Origin of the sequence: Corynebacterium sp. NML180780 (assembly GCF_007786415.1) — a bacterium.
GTDB lineage: Bacteria > Actinomycetota > Actinomycetes > Mycobacteriales > Mycobacteriaceae > Corynebacterium > Corynebacterium gottingense.
The window spans coordinates 28193-49322 of record NZ_VNKN01000006.1 but is presented as its reverse complement, the minus strand read 5'-3'; the positions used below and the strand labels follow the sequence as shown (position 1 = coordinate 49322).

The 21130-nt window shown below is 67.8% G+C and carries 20 protein-coding genes; 17 read left to right on the top strand and 3 right to left on the bottom strand.

Annotation, left to right across the window (positions count from 1 at the left end):
• Positions 1 to 88 precede the first annotated feature (88 nt).
• Both FPP74_RS05160 and idi read left to right on the top strand, forming a co-directional pair.
• Entirely contained in the window at positions 89 to 634 is a 546-nt protein-coding gene (locus FPP74_RS05160; RefSeq protein ID WP_095535429.1) for a hypothetical protein, read from the top strand.
• Complete coding sequence (idi, locus tag FPP74_RS05155) at positions 634 to 1185, top strand: isopentenyl-diphosphate Delta-isomerase (RefSeq protein ID WP_144717315.1); 552 nt, start codon at positions 634 to 636, stop codon at positions 1183 to 1185. Before FPP74_RS05160 ends, idi begins: the two co-directional genes overlap by 1 nt.
• Here the strand turns inward: idi and FPP74_RS05150 are convergent.
• Positions 1182 to 2492, bottom strand: coding sequence for a carboxylesterase family protein (locus FPP74_RS05150; protein WP_144717314.1), 1311 nt, complete (start codon positions 2490 to 2492; stop codon positions 1182 to 1184). The two genes, idi and FPP74_RS05150, sit on opposite strands and share 4 nt — an antisense overlap.
• A gap of 31 nt (positions 2493 to 2523) precedes the next feature.
• On the opposite strand from FPP74_RS05150, the gene FPP74_RS05145 reads away from it, so the two are divergent.
• From FPP74_RS05145 to FPP74_RS12200, 3 genes are read left to right on the top strand one after another with little or no spacing between them, the layout of a single operon-like run.
• The gene (locus tag FPP74_RS05145) at positions 2524 to 4536 is read left to right on the top strand and encodes a M3 family metallopeptidase (protein WP_144717313.1); all 2013 of its coding nucleotides are present in this window, start codon (positions 2524 to 2526) and stop codon (positions 4534 to 4536) included.
• A 23-nt stretch (positions 4537 to 4559) separates the two neighbouring features.
• On the top strand, positions 4560 to 4763 hold the full coding sequence (locus FPP74_RS05140; protein WP_095553581.1) for a hypothetical protein: 204 nt from the start codon (positions 4560 to 4562) through the stop codon (positions 4761 to 4763).
• Positions 4764 to 4767: 4 nt separating this feature from the next.
• A complete protein-coding gene (locus tag FPP74_RS12200) occupies positions 4768 to 4911 on the top strand; it encodes a hypothetical protein (protein ID WP_095553580.1) in 144 nt (47 codons plus the stop codon).
• A 75-nt stretch (positions 4912 to 4986) separates the two neighbouring features.
• Here the strand turns inward: FPP74_RS12200 and malQ are convergent, their stop codons facing one another.
• A complete protein-coding gene (malQ, locus tag FPP74_RS05135; RefSeq protein WP_255456077.1) occupies positions 4987 to 7131 on the bottom strand; it encodes a 4-alpha-glucanotransferase in 2145 nt (714 codons plus the stop codon).
• Positions 7132 to 7222: 91 nt separating this feature from the next.
• Here malQ and FPP74_RS05130 point away from each other — a divergent pair, with 91 nt between their 5' ends.
• The 12 genes from FPP74_RS05130 to pdxY (FPP74_RS05075) all read left to right on the top strand — a co-directional run bounded on the left by FPP74_RS05130 (position 7223) and on the right by pdxY (FPP74_RS05075) (position 19872).
• Positions 7223 to 9061, top strand: a complete 1839-nt coding sequence (locus FPP74_RS05130) for a long-chain fatty acid--CoA ligase (protein ID WP_144717312.1) — start codon at positions 7223 to 7225, stop codon at positions 9059 to 9061.
• Between the two features lie 130 nt (positions 9062 to 9191).
• On the top strand, positions 9192 to 9860 hold the full coding sequence (locus FPP74_RS05125; protein ID WP_095275579.1) for a hypothetical protein: 669 nt from the start codon (positions 9192 to 9194) through the stop codon (positions 9858 to 9860).
• 9 nt (positions 9861 to 9869) lie between these two features.
• Positions 9870 to 11021 (top strand): radical SAM family heme chaperone HemW, encoded by a 1152-nt coding sequence (gene hemW / locus FPP74_RS05120; protein ID WP_095537313.1) that lies wholly within the window; start codon positions 9870 to 9872, stop codon positions 11019 to 11021.
• A 31-nt stretch (positions 11022 to 11052) separates the two neighbouring features.
• Complete coding sequence (gene hrcA, locus FPP74_RS05115) at positions 11053 to 12072, top strand: heat-inducible transcriptional repressor HrcA (protein WP_144717311.1); 1020 nt, start codon at positions 11053 to 11055, stop codon at positions 12070 to 12072.
• A gap of 62 nt (positions 12073 to 12134) precedes the next feature.
• Positions 12135 to 13274 (top strand): molecular chaperone DnaJ, encoded by a 1140-nt coding sequence (gene dnaJ, locus FPP74_RS05110; protein WP_095546530.1) that lies wholly within the window; start codon positions 12135 to 12137, stop codon positions 13272 to 13274.
• The gene (locus tag FPP74_RS05105) at positions 13274 to 13972 is read left to right on the top strand and encodes a 16S rRNA (uracil(1498)-N(3))-methyltransferase (RefSeq protein WP_095553576.1); all 699 of its coding nucleotides are present in this window, start codon (positions 13274 to 13276) and stop codon (positions 13970 to 13972) included. The genes dnaJ and FPP74_RS05105 overlap by 1 nt, the downstream gene beginning before the upstream one ends.
• Before the next feature lie 14 nt (positions 13973 to 13986).
• The gene (locus FPP74_RS05100; RefSeq protein WP_095537309.1) at positions 13987 to 15009 is read left to right on the top strand and encodes a PhoH family protein; all 1023 of its coding nucleotides are present in this window, start codon (positions 13987 to 13989) and stop codon (positions 15007 to 15009) included.
• Positions 15006 to 15641 carry an rRNA maturation RNase YbeY gene (gene ybeY / locus FPP74_RS05095; protein ID WP_144717310.1) on the top strand — a complete coding sequence of 212 codons (636 nt, stop codon included), beginning with the start codon at positions 15006 to 15008 and terminating at the stop codon, positions 15639 to 15641. The genes FPP74_RS05100 and ybeY overlap by 4 nt, the downstream gene beginning before the upstream one ends.
• Positions 15642 to 15648: 7 nt before the next feature.
• Positions 15649 to 16977: a hemolysin family protein gene (locus FPP74_RS05090; RefSeq protein WP_144717309.1), complete on the top strand. Its 1329-nt coding sequence runs from the start codon at positions 15649 to 15651 to the stop codon at positions 16975 to 16977.
• A gap of 41 nt (positions 16978 to 17018) precedes the next feature.
• Positions 17019 to 18083, top strand: a complete 1065-nt coding sequence (locus tag FPP74_RS05085) for a 2,3-butanediol dehydrogenase (RefSeq protein WP_095537306.1) — start codon at positions 17019 to 17021, stop codon at positions 18081 to 18083.
• A gap of 80 nt (positions 18084 to 18163) precedes the next feature.
• Entirely contained in the window at positions 18164 to 19015 is an 852-nt protein-coding gene (gene pdxY, locus FPP74_RS05080; protein ID WP_144717308.1) for a pyridoxal kinase PdxY, read from the top strand.
• On the top strand, positions 19015 to 19872 hold the full coding sequence (pdxY, locus tag FPP74_RS05075; protein WP_144717307.1) for a pyridoxal kinase: 858 nt from the start codon (positions 19015 to 19017) through the stop codon (positions 19870 to 19872). The genes pdxY (FPP74_RS05080) and pdxY (FPP74_RS05075) overlap by 1 nt, the downstream gene beginning before the upstream one ends.
• Here the strand turns inward: pdxY (FPP74_RS05075) and fmdA are convergent.
• The gene (gene fmdA, locus FPP74_RS05070) at positions 19869 to 21122 is read right to left on the bottom strand and encodes a formamidase (protein WP_144717306.1); all 1254 of its coding nucleotides are present in this window, start codon (positions 21120 to 21122) and stop codon (positions 19869 to 19871) included. The two genes, pdxY (FPP74_RS05075) and fmdA, sit on opposite strands and share 4 nt — an antisense overlap.
• Positions 21123 to 21130: the final 8 nt, after the last annotated feature.

Here is a 21130-nt window from a genome sequence, read left to right as displayed (position 1 = left end):
GTACTAGGGCTGTACAGTGAGGAAGAATTGGAAGGCGCCTGATCGGCGCATTTCAGTGCAGTGCCACAACGAGGTAAAAGAGGCGTTTATGTCACACCGTTCGCAGCTCACCGCCGTGCTGCTTGCCGCCACGTCCGTCTTTGCGTTGTCCGCGTGCGTGAGCGGCAACGAGAGCGAGGAGGCGAAGGAATCTGAAATCGAGATCACGACGCCGACTGGCGCCCCCGCGCCAGAGTTCAAGGCCGAGGAGACCGACCCGCTAATCAGCGACGAGATCACGGGCGAGCGCGTGGAGGACCCGGCGATGGACCTCTCCTACAAGTGGCAGGGCACCAGCGCTGCGCCCGGTGGCGGCACCGTGGTCGTCGTGGCTGTGACCAACGAGAGCGAGGTCCCGATGCCCGCGGACACCCTCACCCCGAAGCTGCGCTACAACTCCGGCAACAACAACATGCAAAACGCCGACCCGATGAGCGGCGAGAACGCCGGCGTGGAGATCGTCGGCGTGGACCTGCCGCTCGGCCCGGGCGCCACCACGAACGCGAAGTATGCCTTCAACGTGTCCACCGGCAATCTGTGGGACGCCGAGTTCACCATCGGTAATGTCACCTTCAAGGGGAATCTGAACAACTAATGCGCGAGCAAGTAGTGCTTGTCGACGCCACGCGGACCCCAATCGGCACCGCCGACAAAGCCATCGTGCACACCACCGACACCCCGCTGCACCTCGCGTTCTCCTGCTGGCTGCGCAACGCCGACGGCGAGGTGCTGCTCACGCGCCGCGCGCTTTCCAAGATTGCGTGGCCCGGGGTATGGACGAACTCCTTTTGCGGCCACCCGGGCCCGGGCGAAGCGGTAGCCGACGCGGTGCGCCGCCGCGCCACCGAGGAGCTGGGCATTGCTGCGATCAACGGACTGACGGAGATCCTGCCGGACTTCCGCTACCGCGCCGTTGATTCCTCCGGCATCGTGGAAAACGAGTGCTGCCCGGTCTACGTCGCCCGTCTCGCGCCGGGCGCGGCGCTGAACGCCAACCCGGACGAGGTCGACTCCTGGGACTGGGTCGCGCCGGAGGAGCTCATCCGTGCCGTCGACGCCACCCCGTTCGTGTTCTCGCCGTGGCTCGTTGATGAGCTCGCGGACCCGCGCCTGCGCCGCGCGCTCACCGAGCCCGGCTCCAACTAAAGCTCGTGGGCCACGGGGCTGAACGCGCCCCGCAGGTAGCCGAGCGGATCCGTTACCTCCTGCGCGCCCGAGCCGTCCAGCGCCACGCGCAGCGCGGTCCGCCCCGTCCCCGCGCGCGTGCCGCCGCTGTAGGGCTCCCACCCGACGTCGCCGCCGCGCACAAATTGGGTGAGCCACCGGTTGAGCCCGGTGCCGTAGGCGCCATCGGCGCCGAACGCGGGGGCGAGGTCGGCGGCGTGGTGCGCCGGGAGGTCGGCGCTGGCGACGAGCTCCGCCTGCCACACCGTTCCCGGCGCGCCCTCAGCAATGTCGTCGACCCAGCGGCGGCACATGGCGTCGGAAATTAGGCGCCCCACCACGTGGTCCGGGTCCATGCGCGACGCCGCGCCGAGGTACTCGCCGACGCGCCCCTTGGCCAACCCCATGTGCCGGCCCAACGCCCGCGCCACGGGGGTGGCCAGGGCGGTGCTGTCCGCAAACGCCCCGTTGGGGAAGAACTCGTCGCGGGTAGAGGTGACCACCAGGGGGACGCGAGCGAGCTTCGCGGGCTCCAGTGGGAACGGGCCGAGCGCGATGTCGGTGAAGTACTGCGTGCGGAAGCGGCGGTAGGCGCGGTCGAGCCGCTGCGGCGAGCGGTCGTAGAGCGGGTTGAGCTCCTCGCGCAGCAGCGCCCGCCCGAGCGCGCCGCGCGCCGCCCACCGGCGCGAGTCCATCCCGCGGCGCGGGAACACCGGCGACGCCGCCACCGCGCGACGGAACTCGCCCTTGTAGTGGTCGCGCCGGCACAGCCAGACGGCGATGTCCGCTCCGGCGCTTTGGCCCGCGACGGTGACGTTGGTGGGGTCCCCGCCGAACGCCTCGATGTTGCGCTGCACCCAGCTCAGCGCCGCCGCGCAGTCCTGCACGGCCCGGTACTGGCCGGGGGCGTCACCGCCCACCGGCAGCATCCCCGGAAACTTCAGCCGGTACCCCACCTGCACCAGGATGATCCCGTCGCGGGCGAAGGCGGGGCCGTTGGCGCGGTCATCGGCGTGGGTGCCCTCCTCGAACCGGCCGCCGTGGATCCACACCAGCACCGGCAGGTCGTCGTTTCTGCGAGCGCCCTCCGGGGCCGTGATGCTCAGGCGGGTGGCGTGGGGGAGGGGAGTAGTGGCGTCGATAAGCATGCCCGTGGGCGCTGGGGCGGGCGGGTCGAACGCGGCGGTGAAGCGCGCGTACGGGATCGAATGGAACTCGCGGACTGCTCCGTCGCTGGTGCCGACGATTGCGCCGGCGGGGCAAGTGACCTGAGTTTCGCGCGTAGCCATGCCGCAATCGTAACCGCCTATGATGGCCGCCATGACCAACCCACTGCTTGCCCCGTCGGAGCTGCCGTACCAGCTGCCGGACTTTGCCCACATCAGGCTCGCGCACGTCGAGCCCGCGTTTGAGGAAGCGCTCGCGCGCCACGACGCGGAGATCGCGGAAATCTGCGCGCAGGAGTCGCCGAACTGGGAAAACACCGTCGAGGCGCTCGAGCTCGCGGGGCAGGACCTCACGCGCGTGCTCGCCTGGTTCTTCAACCTGCAGGGGACTGACGCCACCGCGGAGTTTGACGCCGTAGCCGACCGCATCGTCCCGCAGCTGTCCGCCCACACGGACGCGATCTACCAAAACGCGGAGCTGTATTCCCGGCTGCGCGCGGTGGCGGTGCCCGATGACGAGGAATCGCGGCGCCTTCACGAGCTGCTCGTGCGCCGCTTCGTGCGCCGCGGCGCGGATTTGGACGCAGACGGCAAGGCGCGCCTGGCCGCTCTCAACGGGCGGCTGTCCGAACTCTCGGAGCAGTTCGGCCGCAACCTGCTCGCCGACACGAAGCGCCTCGCCGTGCGGTTCTCACGCGACGAGCTCGCGGGACTGAGCGAGGACCAGCTGGACGCGTTCGCGGCGGACGACGGGAGCGGCGAGTACATCGTGCCCCTCGAACTTCCCACGACCCAGTCGCTGCAGGCCGAGCTGGAGAACCCCGCGGCACGGCGCGCGCTTTTCGACGCCTCCCAGCAGCGCGGTGCCCAGTCAAACGTTGACATTGTGGTGGAGACGGTCACGCTGCGGCAGGAGCGTGCCAAGCTCCTGGGGTACGACACGCACGCGGACTACGTGATTGCGGAGGAAACCGCGGGCACCGCCGACGCGGCCCGCGCGTTGATCGCGGACCTGGCCCCCGCTGCCGCGGCGAACGCGGAGGCGGAACGCAAGCTGGCCGGCGAGCTCGCGCGGTCGCGCGGCGCGGAGCTTGGGGGCCCCGATGGCCCTGACGGTGCGGACTGGCCGTACTGGGCGGCGCAGCGCCGCGCCGAGGAACTCAACTTGGACGAGGCCGAGCTGCGCAACTACTTCCCGCTCTGGCAGGTGCTGGAGGACGGCGTGTTTTACGCGGCGAACCTGCTCTACGGCATCACCGTCACGCGTCGCGAGGATCTGCGCGGCTACCGCGACGACGTGCAGGTGTGGGAGGTCAAGGAAGAAGATGGCACCGGTCTCGGCCTGTTGCTCACGGACTACTCGGCGCGCGAGACGAAGCGCGGCGGGGCGTGGATGAGCTCATTTATGGACCAGTCCCGGCTCGCCGGCACGGCACCGGTGGTGGTCAACGTCATGAGTGTGAATAGCGAGCTGCTCACCATCGACGAGGTCACCACCGTCTTCCACGAGTTCGGCCACGCGCTGCACGGTCTGCTCTCCAACGTGCGCTATCCGTCGCTGTCCGGCACCAACGTCCCGCGGGACTGGGTGGAATTCCCCTCGCAGATCAACGAGAACTACGCGTTCGCGCCCGAAATCGTGCGCAACTACGCCCGCCACGTGGACACCGGCGCGCCGATCCCGCCCGCGTTGCTCGAGTCCGTCCGCGCCGCGCGCCAGTTTGGCCAGGGCTTTGCCACCGCCGAGTACCTCGCCGCCAGCGCCATCGACCTCGAGTGGCATTCGCTTACCGACGCCACCCCGACCGACATCGACGCCTTCGAAGAAGACGTCCTGCGGCGCTACCACCTGGACGTTCCCGGGCTGACACCCCGGTACCGCTCGACGTGGTTCAACCACATCTTCGCCGGCGGCTACTCCGCCGGGTACTACTCCTATCTGTGGGCCGAAGCGCTGGACGCGGACGGGTACGACCTGGTGCAGGAGGAAGGCATCAACCGGGCGACCGGCGCGAAGTTCCGCGACGCCATCCTGTCGCGCGGCGCTGCGCGCGACTACACCGAGGCGTACACGGCGTTCCGCGGCCGCGAGAAAGATACGCGCCCGCTGCTGGTGCGGCGTGGGCTCGAGGGCACCGACATCGCGTCCAACACTGGGCGCGCGTAGGCGTACACGGAGGAGGGACCTTCATGTTTGCACTGAGCCCCTGGCTCCAGCTCCCGATCGTGCTTGCCGTCGCGCTGCCGGCGGCCGGGCTCGCCGCGTGGGCGATGCTGCGCGTGGCGGATTGGCTGGCGTTCTTGCGCGACAGAACTCGCGGGACCAAAAGTGCCCAACAGACCGGAAGCGCACACGGCGAAGTTTCGGCCGCGGCGGACGGGGAAGTACACTAGCGCCATGGCAAACCCGGAAGAATTGCGCAAGCAGGATCAGCGCCTGCCACGGCAGCAACGCAAGTACCCGCAGTCGCGGGTGACGCAGGCACTGTACGTGATGCTCGCGCTCGTCGTTATTGCGGCGATCGTCGGCGGCCTGGTGTAGCAGGCCGAGCCGGCCGAGCCGGTCGAGCCCGCTCCTGCGCGAGACCTGCGCCGGCGGCGCCGCACAGCGGCCAAGCTAGCGCTGCGGCCGCCGCGACGCCTCTGCGACCCGGTGGAAGAGGGGGTTGGACGGCAGGGCGTCGATAAGCACCGGCTTCCCCGCGGCATCGGTGAGGGGGATGCACCAGTTTGCGTACTGGTGCGCGTTGGTGCCCGGCTGGTTTTGGATGCGGCGGTCGCCCACCATGTCCACGAGGTTCGTGCACGTCATCGCGGACGGGGTCGAGGCGATGAAGCGGGTGAGGCCGACAAGCAGGTCATCCAGCGAGCCCGCGCTGTCGAACTCGCCGAGGTCGTACTGGGTAAAGTCGGTGTCCGCGAACGGCGTGCCCGCGAACGCGCCCTCGGCGCGCACCTGGTTGAGCACGCGGCCGATCCACACGCCGTCCTCGGCGTTGAGCTCTTCGAGCGACTCCGCCACCAGGCCCAGGCGGGAGCGCAGCTCGTTGTGCACGCCCTCCATGTATCCGGCGGTCGGCGGCAGGTCGTGCGTGCCAACGGCGGACAGCGCCAGCGTCCGGTACTGGTCGGCCGGGCGTGGGTCGTCGGACTCGGTGGCCTCGAACCACAGGACCGTCGTGCCGAACACACCGGTGTCGCGCAGCACGTCCTGCACCCACGGCTCGAAGGTGCCCAGGTCCTCGCCGATCACCACGGCGCCTGCGCGCTGCGCCTCAAGCAGGAGGATGCCCACCATCGCCCGGTAGTCGTAGTTCATGTACAGGCCGTCAGCCGGCTTGTCCTCGCGCGGCATCCAGAACAGGCGGAACAGGCCCAGGATGTGGTCGACGCGGATGCCGCCGGAGTGGCGCAGCACCGTGCGCAGCAAGTCGCGCCACGGGCCGTATCCCTGCTGGGCGAGTGCCTCCGGGTTCCACGGCGGCTGGGACCAGTCCTGCCCCTGCTGGGAGTACATGTCCGGCGGCGCGCCAACCGAGGCGTCGGCGACCAGCACATCAGCCAGCGTGTGCGCGTCCGCGCCGTCCGGGTGAATGCCCACGGCGAGGTCCGTCATGATGCCGATGCGCATGCCGGCGGCCAGCGCGCGGTCCTGGGCGACGCGGCGCTGCTCGTCCGCGATGAACTGCAGCCACATGTAGAACTGGATCGTTTCCTCGTCGGCGGCCTTCGCCGCGTGCTGGCCGTGCTCGGCCGCGTCGGCCTGGACGGCGCACCACTCGCCGAACTCGCGCAGGCCCTCGCCCTCGTCCAGGGTGTACAGCTCGAAATCGTGCGAGCGCCCCGGGTCCTGCTGGGACAGGTAGAACAGCTCGCGCAGGACCGCGAGCTTCACCTCAAACACGGCGTTGCGGTCCAGCGGGTCGGCGGTGTGGTTCATCGCTTTCAGCGGGCTGACCAGCTGGTTGACCTCCGCGCGCGTTTCCACGCCGAGCTTGGTGAACTCGGGGACTGCCTCGACGGAAATGTAGATGGGATTGACAAAGCGGCGCGAGGCGGGGAGGTACGGGGAGTCCTCCACCGGCGGGACGGGCTGCGCCGCGTGCACCGGGTTGATCAACAGGTAGTCCGCGCCCTCGGCGGCGACAGCCTCGGCGATGCGCGCGAGGTCTTCAAAGTCGCCGATGCCCCAGGACTGCGTGGAGCGCACGGAGTAGAGCTGCGCCATCACGCCGTACGCGGGCCGGCGCTCAAGCGCCTCGTTGGTGGTCAGGCGGGCCGGCACAACAATGAGCGGGCAGACCTCGTCCAGGTCGTCGGACTCCAGGTGCAGCTCGTGCCAACCTTCGGGCAGGTCGCCGGGGACGTGGAAGGTCGCCTCGCCCCAGACGGTGCCGTCTGCGGCGGTGGTCGGCGGCGCCCAGTTCTCGTCCTGGTAGGCGTCGCGCGAGGACCCGTCCTCCAGGCGGATCCAGCAGTGCGCGTAGTGGCCGTCCTTGACGTGGACGTTGAAGTGCTGTTCCTCGCCCGCGGTGGCGACCACGGTGAGGGGCAGCGGCCGGGTCGCGAGGGCGGTCGCGCGGGCGTCGATAAGCTCTTGGAGCTCCTGGTCTGAGGGGGATTCAGACAGCGGCACGCCGATTGCGCGCAGCAGTTTCATGAAGGACTGCGCCGGCGGCGTGATCAGCTCCCCTACGTCGGATCGGTAGGACGTGCCAAAGCCGTACGACCGGGCGAGTGACAGCAAAAGTTCTTCATTCATCACAGTGAACACAAGGTATATTGTGCCAAACGCGCCGCGCGCTCGCCCGGAGCGGGGCCGAGCAGCTGTTAACGCGGTAGGGTGAGGGCTTATGTCACAGAATTCTTTCACCACGGACCTCGGTTTCGAGCTCGACGCGTCGGAAAACTGCCTGAGCCAGCTGATCACGCTGTGCACGGAGCACCCGCACACGGTGCTGTTTTCCCGCCCGCGTAACTACGACTGGGTGAACGTGACTGCCGGCGAGTTCCTCGAAGAAGTCTACGAGGCGGCGAAGGGCCTGGTGGCGGCTGGTATTGAGCCCGGCGATCGCGTGGCTATCCTATCGGCGACTCGCTACGAGTGGTCGCTGATGGACTTTGCCATCTGGGCAGCCGGGGCGGCGTCGGTGCCGATTTACCCGTCGAGCTCGATGTCGCAGATCCAGTGGATTCTGGAGGATTCCGGCGCGAAGCTGGCGCTGACGGAGACGCGTGATCATACGGAGCTGATCAGCTCGTTCGTGCTGCAGGAGGATGGCACGCCGCGGCTGGCGGGCTCCACGTCCCAGCTGCGCAAGGTCTATGAATTTAATGCCTCGGGCGTGGAGACGCTCAAGTTTGAGGGGCGCGAGGTGGAGCAGTCGCTTATCGACGCCCGCGTGGCCGCCATCACCCACGACGACATCGGCTCGATCGTCTACACCTCGGGCACCACCGGCCGGCCGAAGGGCGTGGAGCTCACGCACGGCAACTGGGCCTACCAGACCTGGGCGCTGATTAAGAACGAGATCGGCGAGGTCGCCGTGCCCGGCAAGCGCGTTGTCACCTTCCTGCCGCTCGCGCACGTGCTGCAGCGCGCGGTGTCGCTGGCGCTGGCGATGGCGGGCGCGACCCAGTCGCACTGGTCCGACACCTCCACCCTCACGGTGGAGCTGCAGCGTGCCCGGCCGAACATGGTGCTCGGCGTGCCGCGCGTGTTTGAGAAGGTGCGCAACGCCGCCTACAACAAGGCCGCTGACGGCTCCGCCGTGGGCAAGCGCGTCTTCCTCGAGGCCGAGCGCGCCGCCATCGAGTACTCCAAGGCGCTGGATACGCCGGAGGGGCCGAACCGCGTGCAGAAGGCGAAGCGGAAGGTGTTTGAAAAGCTCGTCTACTCCAAGCTCAAGGACGCCATGGGCGGCGCCGTGACCTACGGAATCACGGGCGGTTCCGCGATGAGCGCCGAGCTGTCGCACTTCTTCCGCGGGATGGGCGTGCCCATTTATGAGGGCTACGGGCTGACCGAGACCTGCGCCGCGGCGTGTGTGAACAACAAGGTCGGGCAGAAGATCGGTACCGTCGGCCCGCCGGTCAACGGCTACTCGGTGCGGATCAACGACGACGGCGAGATCGAGTTCTCCGGCCCCGGCGTGTTCAAGCAGTACTGGAACAACCCGGACGCCACGGCCGAGGCGTTCGACGAGGGCTGGTTCAACACCGGCGACCTGGGCGAGGTGGACGACGAGGGCTTCGTGCGCATCACCGGCCGCAAGAAGGATCTCATTGTCACCGCGGGCGGCAAGAACGTTTCGCCCGGGCCGATGGAGGAGATCATCCGCCAGGACCCGCTGATCTCCAACGCGCTCATCGTCGGCGACGGCAAGCCATTTATCGGCGTGCTGGTCACGCTGGACGAGGACGAGCTGGCCCGCTGGAAGGCCACCCACAACATCCCGGAGCAGAAGAAGCTCTCGGAGCTCGCCCAGGACGCCAGCCTGCGCGCGGAGGTGCAGGACGCGATCAACATGGCCAACGCGACCGTTTCGCATGCCGAGGCGATCAAGAAATTCCGCATCCTGGACCGCGACCTCTCCGAGCGCGACGACGAAATGACGCCGACGATGAAGGTCAAGCGCAACGTGGTCTTCCAGCGCTTCCGCGAGGACATCGACAAGCTCTACGAGCGCTAGCACCCGCCGGGGGGTGGGGTGGGTGCGGCGTAGCTTCGGCGCGCCTTCCGCGCCGGGGCGCGCCCGTGCCTTAGCATTGCTCCCAGCAAATCCGTAACTCGTCCTGAGCAATACAAAAGGGGGCTTGTCCGTGCACAAGACGGCTGCAATGCTGCGGCACCGCGAGCTCACGCAGGAGATTTACAACATCGGCGACGAGGTCGCCGAGTACATCGAGCACATTGCAGAGGCCGTCGCGGACTACGACGGCGAGCTCACGGACGACTGCCTCGCTGAGTTTGTGGAGATCGCCGACGACGCCCGCGTGGACGCGCGCCGCGTGGTCGGCGAGCTCATCGGCTTGCGCCAGGCGCTGACCTCGGGGATGCGCGCGGGCGTCCTGTCCGCCTCCGCCTGCCCCGAGGAGAAGGTCCCCGAGCCGGAGCTTCTCGACGCCACCGGGCTGGAAGAGCTCTTCCCGCTTTCTGCGCCGTTTTCCGTGCAGACGATGGAGGACGCGCTCACCGGCCGCACCGACCTCACCGTCCAGCACCTTACCGAGATTGTCGCCTACACCCTCGAGCAGACCGACATGGTCGCCCGCGAGCTCGGCGCGGTGAGCCTGCCGCACCTCTACGCCACCGTCTCAGAGCTGGTCGAGGCCGCCGTCGAGGGGTGGGTGGAGACCGTGTGCGTCGACCACCCGGCGTTCGTGCGCACCATGCGCGGGACCAACCCGCCGGAGTTTTTGGACGAGCGCGCCCGCATCAACCGGATCGTGGAGAAGGTCGCGGCGAAGCGCTCCCGGCGCGGTGCCTAAACTGGCCGCATGGCTGAACACGACTCTTTTGGCGTCTACCTTCACGTCCCGTTCTGCGCGACCCGTTGTGGCTACTGCGACTTCAATACGTACACGCCCACCGAGGTAGCGTCCTCGCACGCGGAGTACCTGGACGCGATCGAGCGCGAGCTGGAACTCGCCGCCGCGCGCACCGCCGCCGCGCGGGGCGAGCGCACCCCGCCGCGCGCGGACACTGTGTTCGTGGGCGGGGGCACCCCGTCGCTGCTCGGCGCAGACGGGCTGTCGCGCCTGCTGGGTGCCGTCCGCAACACCTTCGGCCTCGCGCCGAACGCCGAGGTCACCACGGAGTCGAACCCGGAGTCCACCAGCCCCGGCTACTTCGCGGGGCTGCGCGAGGCAGGTTTTACTCGTGTGTCGCTCGGGATGCAGTCCGCCTCCACGCCCGTACTCAAGGTGCTGGACCGCGCGCACACGCCGGGGCGCGCTGTCGCCGCTGCCCGCGAGGCGCTTGCCGCCGGGTTTGACCACGTCAACCTGGACATGATCTACGGCACCCCGACGGAGACGGACGATGACGTGCGCGCCACGCTCGACGCGATCCTTTCCACGGGAGTGGACCACGTGTCCGCGTACTCGCTCATCGTGGAGGACGGCACCGCGATGGCGCGCAAGGTGCGCCGCGGTGAGCTGCCGGCGCCCGAGGAGGAGGTGTACGCGCGCCGCTACGAGTTGATCGCCGAGGCGCTCGAGGCCGCGGGGTTCGGCTGGTACGAGGTGTCCAACTGGTCGAAGCCGGGCGGGGAGTGCCGGCACAACCTGCTGTACTGGCGCGATGGCCAGTGGTGGGGCGCGGGTCCGGGGGCGCACTCTTATATCGGCCGCGAGCGCTTCGCAAACGTGAAGCGCCCAGAGCGCTACGCCGACATCCTGCGGGGCGGCGAGCTGCCGATCGGGTTCACGGAGACGGTGACGGATGCGGAGCACCACGACGAGCAGGTGATGCTCGGCCTGCGGCTCAAGGAGGGTGTCCCTGCCGGCTCGGTTGGGGCAGGGGCGCGCGAGGTCGTCGACAAGCATGTGCGCGGCGGCCTGCTCACCGCGGGCGAGCGCATCGCGGTGACGGATGCGGGCCGATTGCTTGCAGACGGCATCGTGACCGATATTCTGGCCGCCGAGTAGGATAGCTGGCAGTCGATGAGAGGGAGTGCTAATGAGTGCTGCTGATGACCGCCGCAAGGCGGTGCTGCGCGCAATCGTTGCAGACTACATCGCGCAGCAAGAACCAGTCGGATCGAAGGCACTGGTGGAGCGCCACGGGCTCGGCGTGAGCTCGGCGACCATCAGGAACGATATGAGCGTGTTGGAACAACAGGGCTACATCAGCCAAACTCACACCTCCTCCGGCCGCATCCCCACACAGGCCGGGTACCGCGCGTTCGTGGACGCGCTGCACGATGACGTCAAGCCGCTCTCCGTCGCCGAGCGCCACGCCATCCTAGACTTTCTCGAGCACGGCGTGGACCTCGAGGACGTGCTGCGCCGCAGCGTCCAGCTGCTCGCCCAGCTGACCAACCAGGCCGCGGTGGTGCAGCTGCCCAACCTCGACCTGTCGCGCGTGAAGCACTGCGAGGTCGTCTCGCTCACGCCGACTCGCTTGCTGCTGGTGGTCATCACCGACACCGGGCGCGTCGACCAGCGCAATGTCGAGCTCAAGGGGCCGCTTGTCGACGCCCACGTGCCCGTCCTCCGCGACCTCCTCAACGACGTCCTCGTTGGCCGGACGATGCGCGAGGCCGCCGCCGGGCTGTCCACCCTGCACGCGCGCGCCCCGCGCGCACTCGCCGACGCCGTCGGGCGCTGCGCTGCCGTACTCGTGGACACGCTGGTGGACACGACCGCGGACCGCCTGCTCATCGCCGGCGCGGGCAACCTGACCGTGCACCGGCTGGCGGACCTGCACAACGTGATCGAGGCCCTGGAGCAGCAGGTCGTCGTGCTGAAGCTCCTGGCCAGCGCGCAGGATCTGGAGCGGGTGTCCGTGCGGATCGGGCGGGAGAACGAGAACGAGGAATTTTCCCAGGCCGCGATTGTTACTACTGCATATGGCGCGGGCGACGAGGCGCTTGGCGGACTCGGGGTGGTCGGTCCGACGTACATGGACTACCCCGGTACGATTCAAAAGGTTGCCACCGTGGCCCAATACATTAGCCGCATCCTGCGGGGCGAATAGCAGCCGCGACCAGCGGGCGAAGCACTTCCTCACACTTCTATAAATCTGAAAGGGTAAATACTTTGGCACGAGACTACTACGGCATTCTCGGCGTCGACCGGGAAGCCACGGAGCAAGAGATTAAGAAGGCGTACCGCAAGCTCGCCCGCAAGTACCACCCGGACGTGAACCCGTCCGAGGAGGCTGCGGAGAAGTTCGCGGACATCTCGCTGGCGCAGGAGGTCCTGCTGGACCCGAAGAAGCGCAGCATTGTGGACCGCGGCGGAGACCCAATGGAGCAGGGCGGCGCGGCCGGGCCCGGCGGCGGCTTCGGTGGATTCGGCGGTGTCGGCGACATTTTCGAGGCGTTCTTCGGCGGGGGCGGCGCGGGCCGCGAGCCGCGTTCGCGCGTGCAGCCGGGCAACGACGCCCTGCTGCGCACCCAGATCACGCTGGAAGAAGCGTTTGCGGGCGTGAAGAAGGACGTCACCGTGGACACCGCCGTGTTGTGCAACAAGTGCCAGGGCTCCGGCTCAGAGTCGGGCGCCAAGCCGGAAACCTGCGACTACTGCCAGGGTCAGGGCGCGGTGCAGGAGATGCAGCAGTCCTTCCTGGGCAACGTGATGACCACCCACGAGTGCCCGAAGTGCCACGGCTACGGCGAGATTATTAAGGACCCGTGCCGTCAGTGCGCCGGCGACGGCCGCGTGCGCACCACCCGCGACCTCACCGTAAACGTCCCGGCCGGCATCGCGTCCGGCATGCGCATCCGCATGGCCAACCAGGGCGAGGTCGGCCACGGCGGCGGCCCGGCGGGCGACCTCTACGTGGAGGTCCACACCGCCCCGCACGCCGTCTTCGCCCGTGAGGGCAACGACCTGCACCTGCAGCTGCGCGTGCCAATGTATGACGCTGCGCTTGGCACCGATCTGGCCGTGGAGAACTTGGCCGGCGAGCAGACCACCATCCAGGTTCCGGCTGGCGTGCAGCCGGACGAGGAGATCGTCCTGCACGGCGAAGGCATGCCGCGCCTGCGCGCCGAGGGCGCGGGCGACATGGTTGCGCACGTGAAGGTGGTCGTGCCGACCGATCTGAACAAGGACGAGCGCGCCGCGCTGGAGCAGCTGCGCGAGTCGCACGACGACGAGGCGCGCGTGCACTCCAGCGAGGAGTCCGGCGGGGAAAGCTTCTTCTCCCGCATGCGTGGTAAGTTCCGCCGCTGATGAGCCTGCCGTACTTTTACGCCGCGCAGCCAAGCTCCGGCGAGCTCGACGGCGCCGAAGCGAAACACGCCCACGTCAAGCGCATCGGCCCGGGGGAGCACATCATGCTTGTCGACGGCCACGGCAACGCCGCCGAAGTCGTCGTCCGGGACTGCTCGCGCGACCGTGTCGTCGGCGACGTGGTGGCCGAACACACCGAAGCCGCGCCCACGCCGCGCGTCACGCTCGTGCAAGCGGTGCCGAAGTCGGAGCGCGCCGAGCTGGCCGTCGACCTCGCCGTGCAGGGCGGCGCGGACGCCATCATTCCCTGGATCTCGCACCGCACCATCGCGCGGTGGGGGAACGACAAGCAGGCGAAGCAGGTGCAGAAGTGGCAAAACCAGGCAGCCGCCTCCGCGAAGCAGTCGCGCCGGGCGTGGCTGCCTAAGGTCCACGACGCGGTGACGACCAACCAACTCAAGGACCTCATCGCCGGCAAGCCCGCGGTCGTGCTGCACGAAGATGCGACCGACTCCATCAAGGACCTTAATTTCGGCGAAGAGGTCTTCCTCATCGTCGGCCCGGAGGGCGGCATTGGCCAGGATGAGTTAGATTTGCTCGGAGCCCACCCCGTGCGGATGGGGCCGCAAGTCCTGCGCACAGCGAGCGCCGGGTTCGCGGCACTTTGCGCCATCGGCGCGTTGACGTCTCGCTGGTAGTGTTGAGGAGCAGCATGCAAAATCCAGTTACCCGCAAACTCGAATTGGACTCCGCCTACGCCCAGGCCGTCCTCGGAGTCAACGACGGCAACCTGCGGGTCCTCAACCGGCAGCTCGCCGCTGACATCCACGCGCGAGGCACGACGCTGACGCTGCGCGGTGCCGAGGCGGACGTGGCCTACGCGGCGCGCGTCGTCGATGAGCTTGAGTCCATGGCGCGCCGTGGTGTGCCCGTTGACCCGGACTCCGTCGTCCACGCCGCCCGCATTATGGAGACGGACACGCCAGAATCCGCGTCCGAGATCCTCGGCGCCGAGATCGTCGCCCGCCGCGGCAAGGTGATCCGCCCCAAGACGGCGGGCCAGCGCCAGTACGTCGACGCGATTGATGAGCACACCATCACCTTCGGAATTGGCCCCGCCGGCTCCGGCAAGACCTACCTGGCCGTGGCGAAGGCGGTGCAGGCGTTGCAGGCCAAGGAGGTCAAGCGCATTATCCTCACCCGCCCCGCCGTGGAAGCGGGCGAGAAGCTTGGCTTCCTCCCGGGCACGCTGAACGACAAAATCGACCCGTACCTGCGCCCGCTCTACGACGCGCTGCGGGACATGTTGGACCCGGAGATGATCCCCAAGCTCGTCGACGCCAACATCATCGAGGTCGCCCCCCTTGCCTACATGCGCGGTCGCACCCTGTCGGACGCGTTCGTGATCCTGGACGAGGCGCAGAACACCACCGGTGCCCAGATGAAGATGTTCCTCACCCGCCTGGGCTTCCGCTCGAAGATGGTGGTCACCGGCGACATCTCGCAGGTGGACCTGCCGCGCGGCACCGTGTCCGGCCTGCGCGTTGCCCGGCGCATTCTGTCCAACATCGATGACATCGCGTTCCAGGAGATGCGCGGCGAGGACGTCGTGCGCCACCACCTGATCTCCCGCATCGTCGCCGCGTACGACCGGCACGATGCCCAGAATTCGATGCGCTACGAGAAGCGCCAGCAGGAGCTTGAGCGCGAGCGCGAGGAGGAAGCCAGCCAGTGAGCATTGAAGTTCTCAACGAGTCCGGCGAGGCCGACGTAAACGAGCAAATGCTTATCGACGTTTGCTCGTTCGCCCTCCAAACCATGGACGTCCACCCGGACACCGAGGCCACGATCACGCTCGTGGATGAGCCGACGATGGCCGATCTCCACGTCCGCTGGATGGACCTTGAGGGCCCGACCGACGTGATGAGCTTCCCCATGGACGAGCTGACCCCGGGCGGCGGCCGCCCCGACGCGACCCCGATGGGCGCGGCGATGCTCGGCGACATCATCCTGTGCCCGGCGTTTGACCGCAGGCAGGCGGAGATGGCCGGCCACGATTTGGCGCACGAGCTCGCGCTGCTTACTGTCCACGGTGTCCTGCACCTGCTCGGCTACGACCACATCCAGCCCGCCGACGAGCGCGAGATGTTCGCGCTGCAGAACGAGATCCTCGCCGACTGGTACGACTCCATGACCGCGCGCGGGGTGGAGTACCAGCCGAAGCCGACCGGTGCGCACGCGTTCCCCTCCGCCGCTGACCGCGAGGAGCTCGACCGCCTGATGCGTGAGCGCGAGGCGCAGCACGCAGACCCCCACGGCACCCACGGCCCCAGCGGCCCCAACGCACCGACCCAGAACGAGAACTAACGCCTCAATGCACAACACCATTCTTTACGGCATCATCGCGCTCGCGGCGATGCTGTTGTCCGGCCTCCTTGGCTCCGTCGAATCCGCCCTGACCCCGGTCTCCCGGGCGCGTGTGGAAAACATGGTGAAGGACGAGGTCGCCGGCGCGCCGGCGCTGCTGCGCGTGGTCAACGCACGCGCGAACCACGTCAACATGCTCGTGCTGCTGTCTACCACGCTGGACATCACGGCGGCGGTGTTCGCGGCGATCACAGCCATGGACCTCATTGACGCGGAAGGCTGGGCGATCACCGCGGCGATCGTAGCGGTGGCGCTGTTGCAGTTCAGCATCATCGGCGTCTTCGCCCGCACGGCCGGCAAGCGCAACCCGTACACCATCTCGCTGAAGGCGGCCCAGTGGCTCGTGGTGTTCCACACGGTGCTGGGCCCGGTGTCCCGCTTCCTGATCAAGCTGGGCAACCTGTTCCACCCGGGCGCGGACTTCCGCGACGGCCCGTACGCCACCGAAGTGGAGCTGCGCGAGGCTGTTGACATTGCGCAGGAGAAGGGCGTGGTGGAGACCACCGAGGGCCGCATGATCCAGAACATCTTCGACCTCGCGTCCACTCACGCCCGCCAGGTGATGGTGCCGCGCCCGGAGATGATCTGGATCGAGAGCGAAAAGACGGCGCGCCAGGCCACGAGCCTGATGGTTCGCTCGGGTCACTCGCGCGTTCCGCTCATCGGCGAGAGCGTCGACGAGATCGTCGGCGTGGCGTACCTCAAGGACATGTTCGGCGACAACGGTGCCCCGGTCGACGCGTCGACGCAGCTGACCGGGCTGATGCGCGATCCGCTGTTCGTGCCGGAGTCGAAGCCGCTGGATGAGCTGCTCAAGCAGATGCAGCAGCAAAACACGCACATTGCGATTGTCATTGACGAGTTCGGCAACGTGGCCGGCCTCCTCACCATGGAGGACCTGCTGGAGGAGATTGTCGGCGAGATCACCGACGAGTTCGACGAGGACGAGGACGCTCCGGTCGAGCAGATCGGCGAGCACCAGTTCCGCGCCCAGTCCCGCCTGCCGCTCGATGACTTGGTGGACTACCTCGAGGACCACTTCGATTACGAAGTCGAGTTCGACGACGAGCTCACCGACTCCGTGGACACCCTCGCCGGCCTACTGTCCTACCAGCTTGGCCGCGTCCCGCTCCCGGGGTCGTCGACGGTGATCGACGGCGTGCGCTACACCGCCGAGGGCGGCTTCGACCGCCGCGGCCGCATTAAGACGAGGACAGTGCTTATCGACGTCCCCGAACCCCCCGAAGAGCCGCTGCCGACTGACGAAACGCGCTAAAATAGTACCTGTCAGTTTTTCCTCTTGAAAGGGGTTTTCCAATGCGTGCAGTGCGCTACTACGGTCAGAAAGACATCCGCGTCGAAGAGATTGACGCGCCGGAGGCGGGCAAGGGCGAGGTGCTCATCGACATCGCCTGGTGCGGCATCTGCGGCACAGACCTGCACGAGTATCTGGAGGGGCCGATCTTCTGCCCGAAGCCGGGCCACCCTCACCCGATCACGGGCGAAGAGCCGCCGGTCACCCTGGGCCACGAGTTCTCCGGCGTGATCTCCGCGCTGGGCGAGGGCGTGGACGACCTGGAGGTCGGCCAGCACGTCGTCGTCGAGCCGTACGTCCTGCCGGATGACGTCGACCCGAAGAAGCCGGGCCCGTACAACCTGCACCCGGACGTCAACTTCATTGGCCTGGCTGGCGGTGGCGGCGGCCTCTCCGAGAAGATTGCGGTCCAGCGCCGCTGGGTCCACACGATCTCCAACGACATCCCGCTGGATGAGGCCGCCCTGATCGAGCCCCTTTCCGTTGCCCACCACGGCTTCTCCGCCGCGGACGCGAAGGAAGGCGACGTGGCGCTGATCGGCGGCGCCGGACCGATCGGCGTGCTCACTGCCGCGGTGGCGAAGGCATACGGCTGCACCGTGGTCATCTCCGAGCTCTCCGAGCTGCGTCGCCAGAAGGCGCTCGACGCCGGCGTGGTCGACTACGCCATCGACCCGAGCAGCCAGGACCTCAAGGAAGAGATCATGAAGATCACAGACGGCAAGGGCGCGGACATCGCTTTCGAGGCCACCTCCGTGAACGTTGTGCTGGACCAGCTGGTGGACTGCCTGAAGCTCAAGGGCACCCTGGTCGTGGAGTCCATCTGGTCCAAGAAGGCATCGCTGGACATCCACAGCGTCGTCATGAAGGAGCTGACGCTGCGCGGCATCATCGGCTACGCACACGACCACGAGCAGACCATCAAGCTCGTCGAGTCCGGCAAGATCGACCTCAAGCCGTTCATCACCGGCAAGATCGGTTTCGACGGCGTGGTCGACGAGGGCTTTGACACCCTGATCAACCGCAACGAGACCGCGGTGAAGATCCTCGTCTCCCCAGAGCTGTAGAGAAAATTAGGAAATTCTCGGGGCTGCGTTTGTGGCCCCTGACGCCCCCGTCGCAAAGCGGCGGGGGCACAATAGGTGGTATGAGTAACATTCTCTCCATCCAATCGGCAGTTGCGTACGGGCACGTGGGCAACTCGGCCGCCGTCTTTCCCCTGCAGCGCATCGGCCACGAGGTGTGGCCGGTGTACACCGTCAACTTTTCCAACCACACCGGCTACGGTCACTGGACCGGCCCGATGATCCCGGCCTCGGATGTCACGGACATCATCAAGGGCATGGATGAGCGCGGCGCCCTCGAGCGTGTCGACGCGGTGCTTTCCGGCTACCAGGGCGGCGACGACATCGCCGACGTGATCGTCGACGCAGTCGCTCAGGTCAAGGCCAAGAACCCGAACGCCATCTACGCGTGCGACCCGGTGATGGGCAACGCGAAGTCGGGCTGCCACGTCTCCGACAACATCCCGCCGCTGCTGCGCGACAAGGTCGTGCCAGCCGCCGACCTGATCACCCCGAACCAGTTCGAGCTGGGCTACCTCACCGAGCGCGACGTCAACGATCTGGATTCGACGCTGGCAGCCGTGGACGCCGCCCGCGAGATGGGCCCGTCGACCGTGCTGGTCACCTCCGTCGAGCGCCCCGACGCGCCGGAGGACGTCATGGAGACGATCGCCGTGGATGACAAGGGCAAGTGGATCGTGCGCACCCCGCGCCTGCCGTTTAAGCGCAACGGCTCCGGCGACGTGACCGCCGCCCTGTTCACCGGCCACTACCTGCGCGGCGGCGACGCGGCGGACGCGCTGGCTCGCACCGCAAGCTCCGTCTACGACATGCTGCGCCTCACCCACGAGGCGGACTCGCAGGAGCTCAAGCTTGTGGAGGCGCAGGACTACTACGCCAACCCGCAGCTGCAGTTCAACGTGGAAGCGCTGTAGTGAACATCGTTTCGCTGCAGTCGGCGGTGGCGTACGGGCACGTGGGCAACTCGGCCGCCGTGTTTCCTATGCAGCGGCTCGGCCACGAGGTGTGGCCAGTGCACACCGTCAACTTTTCCAATCACACGGAGTACCCGACCTGGCGCGGGCCCGTGCTCGGCGCTGACAACGTGCGCGAGATCCTGCGCGGCATGGAGTTCGCGTTCCCGCAGGTAGACCTGTTTGTCAGCGGGTACCTCGGCACCGCCGAGATGGCGGAGGTGGTGCGCGACGCCGTCGTGGCCATCAAGGAAGCCAACCCGCAGGCGCGCTACGTGTGCGACCCGGTGATTGGTAACTCGGAGGTCGGCTCGTTTGTCAACGAGGACATCCCCGACGTGTACACGGAGACGCTCATCCCGCTTGCCGACGCCATCACGCCCAACCAGTGGGAACTCTCGCTACTGACCGGCCGGCGCCTCGACCAGGCGGGCAGCACCTCCGAGGCTGCGTACGCCGCGGACGCGGAGTACGCGGAGTACACCGAGGCGCTCGCAGACGCCGCGCGGTCGCTGTGCAGCAACGCGCTCATCACCTCGGTGGAGACGGGCAACCCGGAGACGATTGGGATGGTCGACGTGGCGTCGACAAGCGTCCTGCGCACGGACGCCCCGCGGCTCGGCGGCAACATTGTTGGTGCGGGTGACCTGGCGACGGCGCTGTACGCCGCGCTCATCGACGTCGCGCCGCAGCAGCGCCTCGACCACCTCGCCGGGACGATGGGCGCGATGGTGCGCGCGGTGCGCGAGCGCGGGCTCGACGAGCTGCCGCTCGTTGAGCTGCAGGAGTGCATCGTCGACCCCGCACGTACCGCCTAGGCGAAGGACGAGCGCGGTGCGCCGATGCCCGGGTCGATGCGCGGCGGCTCGCCGGCGCCGGGGCGGATGTCAATGTCAAAGATTTCCGTCGGCAGGTACACCGTGGCGCACGCGTTCGGAATGTCCACCACGCCGGAGAAGCGGCCCTCGATCGGCGCCGCGCCCAGCAGCAGGTAGGCCTGCTCCGGAGACCAGCCGAACGTGGTGAGGTAATCGATGGCGTGGAGGCACGCGCGCTGGTACGCCAACTGGGAATCCAGGTAGCGCTGCTCGCCCTCGAGCGTGACGGAGGTGCCGGAGAACGCGAGCCACTGGCTGTACTGCGGCTCGACGTTGCCCGGCATGAAGATGGCGTTTTCGGTCACGCCGTACTTGGCCATGCCGTCCTTGATCACGTCGACGTGGAAGTCGATGAAGCCGCCCATCTCGATGCCGCCGCAGAACGTGATCTCGCCGTCGCCCTGGGAGAAGTGCAGGTCGCCGACGGAGAAGTTCGCGCCGTCGACATACACGGGGTAGAACACGCGCGTGCCCTTGGACAGGTTCTTGATGTCCTGGTTGCCGCCGTTTTCGCGCGGCGGGGCGGTGCGGGCGCCCTCGCCGGCGACGCGGTCGAAGTCAGCGCCGGTGAGCGAGCCGAGGATGGCGTGGTCGGGCTCCGGCGGCAGCGCGAGCGGCGGGACGCGCTCCGGGTCGGTGGCAATGAGCGACGCCTCGCGCTGGTTCCACTTACCCAGCAGCTCGTGGGACGGGGCGGTGCCCATGAGGCCCGGGTGGATGATGCCGGTGAAGCTCACGCCCGGGATGTGGCGCGAGGTCGCGGTCTGGCCGGTGAAGTCCCACACGGCCTTGTACGCGTCGGGGAACTGGTCGGTGAGGAAGCTGCCGCCGTTCTTCTTGGCAAAAATGCCGGTGTAGCCCCAGCCCTGGCCGGCGAGCGGGCCCTCCTCCTGCGGGATCGGCCCCACGTCCAGGATGTCCACAACCAGCAGGTCGCCCGGCTTCGCGCCTTCGATGCGGAACGGGCCGGAGAGCGCGTGGACCTTGTTCAGCGGCGCGTCGCGGATGTCGTCTGCGCTGTCGTCGTTGTGGATGTCGCCGTCGAACCACTCGCGGCAGTCAACGCGGAAGGTGTCACCGGGCTGCACCGTCTGGATCGCCGGGATGTCGGGGTGCCAGCGGTTGTGGCCGACGGTCTCCTGATCCGGGAACGGCTTGGCGGAATCGAGTGGGAAAAGATTCTTCGGCATGCTGCCTC